Consider the following 4,497-nt stretch of genomic DNA (forward strand, 5'->3'; position numbering starts at 1 on the left):
ACGACCATACGGGGAATCCTGACGCGGCGGAGGAAATCCCTGTACCCCTCGCGGAACGGGAAAAGTGGAACCTTGAAGAAATTGGAGGAATGCTCAGTGTGCAGAACGTCGCACCTGTTGATCTCTTCCGCCATCTCCCGGAAATGTTTCGAGGGATGCGGGTCCTTGTCCAGCGGAAACTGCGTAAGGGAACACAGCTTCGAAAGCGGAGCGTAAAGCTCGCGAGCATACGCGCCGATCCCGTCCCTTTCGATCCGCATCGGCGTGCAAAAAGCCACTTTCATCGCCGCCGCCCCGCCCCCGCCTTCCCCATATCGCCTTCCAGGCAACCGCGGAAAAGATCCATGTACCGCGCAAGCGCGCTTTCCCTCCGGTAGAGAGACAGCCTTTCAACCCCGCGTCCGCGGAATTCGGCGTTCGCCTGCGGATCGGTGAGCGCGGACCGGATTTCGCGGGCGAAGGCTCCGGGGTCGAAGGGATCGGCGTACCTTACCGCGTCCCCGCAGATTTCCCGGACTGCCGGGATATCCGAACATACCGCCGGCACGCCGAATGAAAGCGCCTCGAGCGGGGGAATGCCGAACCCTTCCATGAACGTGGGGAACACGAAAACCCGCGCGAACGCGTACAGGTTGCGCAGCATATCGTCCGGTACCTGCGGCAACTGCACTATTTTTCCGGCGACCGCCGGGTCGGATTCCGCATCGTCCACCGCATCCCTGCCCCGCATGCGGGCGCCGGCGACGACGACCTTCAAATCCGGGAAGTCGGGCGACAGCGACCGGAACGCCTCTATCATGGTTTTCAGGTTCTTGTGCGGAGACCGGTTGCCGATGTAGAGGAGATAATCGCCTTCCACGAAAGGCTTCCGCCGGTCGGTCATCGGGCTCCCGCGAAGAAACCAGTCGTCGATCCAGTTGGGAATGACAAGGATACGGTCCCCGGGAATATCGAATTCGGACATCACCTGGCCCTTCGTGAACTCCGATACGCAGACCGCCCGGCAGGACCTTCGCAGCGCCCGCCTCGCCAAAACGCGGAACGCGAACCTGTGCCTCCAGGGCCAATCGGAATGCCGGGAGAGCGGTATGAGGTCGTGCACCTGGGTAATCGCCTTGCCTTCCCAGAAAAAAGGAACGTTGATGTTCGGAAAGTAAAAGATGTCGGGAGCCGGACGGAAGGCGCGGATGAGCGATCCCTTGCGCAGAAAATCGGCGGCTCCGAGGTAGGAGAAATCGGCGAACCGGGCGTCGATCTTTCGAGAGGAAAACGACCGGCGGAAATCCGCTTCCCGGGACTTCGGGACGAGCGTGCAGATCCGGTAAACGTCGTCCGCTTCGTCCAGGGCACGAAGAAGGTTCTCGTAGCATCTGCCGATCCCGGAGGACCGGAAGAACATCCCGTCTATGTATATGTTCAACGATCTTCCGTTTTCGGCGTCTTGCCGGAAGATGGAAGGCGCAACGCCACTTCCTGCGCCAGGTCCTTCAATTCCTTCGTCAACCTGGAGATCCTCATCGAAAAAAAGATGAGCATGACGAGGATGAACGCAAGCCCCAGCAGCGTAAGCGCCGAAAGCGGTGTAGCCGCCCCGAAAAACCACGCGAGCCGCTGGAGGAAACCGTCCGCCCACGCGGCGCACGTCGTGCCGGCGATGACGAACAGCCACAGCAGCGTGTACGATTCGGTGAGCCTGCGCGTCCGTAGCAGCTCCACGACCAGCACCGCGTTGGCAAGCAGCAGCGCCGTGATCATCAATTTCGCCTGGAACGACATGGCCCGGCCCTACCTCCTTTCCCGGAAGAGACGCAGAAGGACGATGAACGAAGCGAGAAACGACTTGAACGGATAATAAAGGACGGTTCCGAGGCTCGAATACATGGACGTGCCCCGTTCCCGCCGGCGGAACCGCGTCGGCACTTCGGCCGCCGTGAATTTCTTCAGGCCCAGCATGACGACGACTTCCGCGTCCGGAAAATCCACAGGGTATTCCTTCGCGAGGAAGGAGAAGACGTCCCGGCGCATCGCCTGGAAGCCCGAGGTGACGTCCCGGATATCGACCCCCCCGAGCGTCTTTGCCAGGAACGAAAAAAACCCGATCGCGGCGCGCCGCAGCGCGGGAATCCTGTAGCTTCCGCTTCCGGCCAGTATCCTCGATCCGATGACGATGTCCGCACCGCCGTCCAGCCCCGCAAGGAGCTTCGGGATCTCCGCGGGTATATGCTGCCCGTCCCCGTCCATCAGGACCAGGAAGTCGTACCCGGTCCGCGCCGCGTGAAGCATCCCGGTCTGGATCGCGACCCCGTAGCCGAGGTTGATCGGGTGGGACAGGCCCTGCACGGGAAGCCCGCGGATCACATCCGCCGTGGCGTCTGTGGAACCGTCGTCGACCACGACGATGTCCATGTCCAGGCTCTCCGCCAGGATCTCGCGCACGACTCCGGCGATGCTTTCCGCCTCGTTGTAGGCGGGAATGACGATTATCCCTTTACCGCGCGACGCGTTCATGCAGGGGTTCCCTTGCCGCAAAGGTCCTGAACCAGGCGAACGAACTTCTCCCCCACCACCGAGGAACGGAACTCTTTTCTGACGCGCTCCCCGGCGAATTCCCCCAATCGCTTGCGCAGCGGGTCGTCGGTGAAAAGGTTGTTCAACGCCTCGGCCAGTTTCCCGCTGTTCCCCACGGGAAAGGTGAGGCCGGTTTTTCCGTCCAAGTTAGCATATGTCACGCCGGTCGTCAGGTCGCTTGTCACGGCCGGTTTTCCGAAACTCATCGCCTCGAGCTGAACCAGCCCGAACATTTCCACGGCGGACGCCGACGGCAGGACGAGAAGGTCGCACGCAAGGTAATAGGGTTTAAGATCGGGCGCGCGGCCGAGAAAAATGAGGCGGTCTTCCACTCCACGCTCCGCCGCGCGTTTCTTCAGGTCCGCTTCGAGCGGCCCGTCCCCGACGATCAGGAATGTCCCGCGGGGCACCATCGGCGCCGCGTCCACCAGGGTGGAAAGCCCTTTGTATGCGACCAGCCGCCCGACGAACAGCGCCATGGGGGCCCCGAATCTCTCCCTGATCTTCCGCGCTTCCTCCCTTTCCTCTTCGGTCGTATCGCTCCAGTCGTCCGGCACCATGAGCGGGATGACGGTCACTTTCCCTGCGTGCATCATCAGGTTCCCGGAAAACCCGGCCTGGTTTGGCGAAGTCGCAACTATGCGGTCCGCCCTCCCGAGCGTCCAGTTCTCGATCGGACGGAAGAGGAAATATGCCAGGCGGTGCAATGCCGCGTCCACGAGGATGTCTCCGTGATAATAGATGACGAGTTTCTCCCGAAGCGGCAGGAACAGGCAGGAAACGAAAAGGGCGGCGGCGGTCATCGGGTTGGGGGCATGGAGGACGATGCAGTCGAACTTCTCCCTTCTCCTCAGCGAAAGGAGAAACAGGAAGAGGCCCGGAATGATCGGTGTCAGGAAGAGCGTGCCGATCTCCTTACGCCGATAGACCGTCCCATCCGGACCATTTTCCTCGCTGTGGCGCGGTCCCTTGCAGGCCACTACGGCATGATTCTCGAAGCGGAAACCGGTTGCCTGGAGGAGATTCTTCAACACGTATTCGATCCCCCCGGGATCGGGCGGGTAATACTTCCCCAGGTGGAGGACCTTGATCATTCAAGGTTTCCTGTCGAAGGCCACGGTCCATATCGGGCCGCAGTCGATGAATCTCGCGAGGAGACCGAAGCGCCCTCCGATTTCCTCGATCCGGTCCCGGGTGTAGAAATATACCGGGCAGTCCTGCCGCTTGAGCCAGCAATACCGGATCAGCGACTGCGGGACGAATTTCTTCGGGAACGTAGCGACGATCTTTCCGTCCGTCATTCCGGCGGCCTTCACGAAGTAGCCGGGCAGTTCGCCGGGGCTCACGTAATCGAAAACGCCGATGAACAGCAGGTGGTCGAACCGGCGGCCGGTTTCGAAAGACAGGAAATCCCCGCCGGCGAATTCCACTTCGCAATTTTCTTCCGACGCGTTCCTGCGGGCCAGGGCGATCATGTTATCGGAAAAATCGAGCCCTGTGACCCTTGCCCCCTTCCCGGCGAAATAGATCGAATAGATTCCCGACCCGCAGCCGACGTCGAGAATCGATTTGCCCCTTACATCGCCCAATAGATCCGCGGCCGCCTGGAATCGCCTGACGAGCCCCGGCTTCCGGAAAACCAGGTGGGCCGCCTGCCCGATGAGCCCCCTCTTTTCCTCCCTGTAGAACCCGTCGAACCGTTCCGCGCACTTTTCGAAATATTCCTTCACATCCATCGACTACTCCGTCCGGCGGCGGATGACGTTCCACATCGTGTCGAACGAAAAATCCTTGAGCAGCGATTCGATCTTCCCCAGGCAGCCGTCGATCCCATGATACGTGATAAAGGACTCTTTCGCTCCGAGGGCTTCAAGCCGCGGGGTTTCGGGATACGTTTCCCAGGGGTGGAAATAGATAACGAAGGGGCGC

Annotated in this window: 7 protein-coding genes; all 7 read right to left on the reverse strand. The window is 60.9% G+C overall.

Going from position 1 to position 4,497, the window contains the following annotated elements; translation table 11 throughout:
* The coding region (locus HY896_05980) for a hypothetical protein (protein MBI5575896.1) at positions 1 to 284 on the reverse strand (284 nt) is incomplete at its 3' end.
* Positions 281 to 1,420, reverse strand: a complete 1,140-nt coding sequence (locus HY896_05985) for a glycosyltransferase family 4 protein (GenBank protein MBI5575897.1) — start codon at positions 1,418 to 1,420, stop codon at positions 281 to 283. The genes HY896_05985 and HY896_05980, both read right to left, overlap by 4 nt.
* A complete protein-coding gene (locus HY896_05990) occupies positions 1,417 to 1,776 on the reverse strand; it encodes a DUF2304 domain-containing protein (protein MBI5575898.1) in 360 nt (119 codons plus the stop codon). The genes HY896_05985 and HY896_05990 overlap by 4 nt, the downstream gene beginning before the upstream one ends.
* Before the next feature lie 9 nt (positions 1,777 to 1,785).
* A complete protein-coding gene (locus HY896_05995) occupies positions 1,786 to 2,508 on the reverse strand; it encodes a glycosyltransferase family 2 protein (protein MBI5575899.1) in 723 nt (240 codons plus the stop codon).
* Positions 2,505 to 3,662, reverse strand: a complete 1,158-nt coding sequence (locus tag HY896_06000) for a glycosyltransferase (GenBank protein ID MBI5575900.1) — start codon at positions 3,660 to 3,662, stop codon at positions 2,505 to 2,507. The genes HY896_05995 and HY896_06000 overlap by 4 nt, the downstream gene beginning before the upstream one ends.
* Positions 3,663 to 4,304 carry a class I SAM-dependent methyltransferase gene (locus HY896_06005; GenBank protein MBI5575901.1) on the reverse strand — a complete coding sequence of 214 codons (642 nt, stop codon included), beginning with the start codon at positions 4,302 to 4,304 and terminating at the stop codon, positions 3,663 to 3,665.
* Between the two features lie 3 nt (positions 4,305 to 4,307).
* Positions 4,308 to 4,497, reverse strand: a 190-nt coding sequence (locus tag HY896_06010) for a DUF3473 domain-containing protein (GenBank protein MBI5575902.1), incomplete at its 5' end; no start/stop codon positions are given.

The sequence above is a fragment of the Deltaproteobacteria bacterium genome (genome assembly GCA_016218975.1).
Classification (GTDB): domain Bacteria; phylum Desulfobacterota; class Deferrimicrobia; order Deferrimicrobiales; family Deferrimicrobiaceae; genus JAENIX01.

Excerpts from the sequence above, each read along its gene's own strand:
- HY896_05995 (MBI5575899.1), bottom strand. The coding sequence starts at position 2,508 with ATGAACGCGTCGCGCGGTAAAGGGATAATCGTCATTCCCGCCTACAAC.
- HY896_06005 (MBI5575901.1), bottom strand. The coding sequence starts at position 4,304 with ATGGATGTGAAGGAATATTTCGAAAAGTGCGCGGAACGGTTCGACGGG.
- HY896_06000 (MBI5575900.1), bottom strand. The coding sequence starts at position 3,662 with ATGATCAAGGTCCTCCACCTGGGGAAGTATTACCCGCCCGATCCCGGG.
- HY896_05990 (MBI5575898.1), bottom strand. The coding sequence starts at position 1,776 with ATGTCGTTCCAGGCGAAATTGATGATCACGGCGCTGCTGCTTGCCAAC.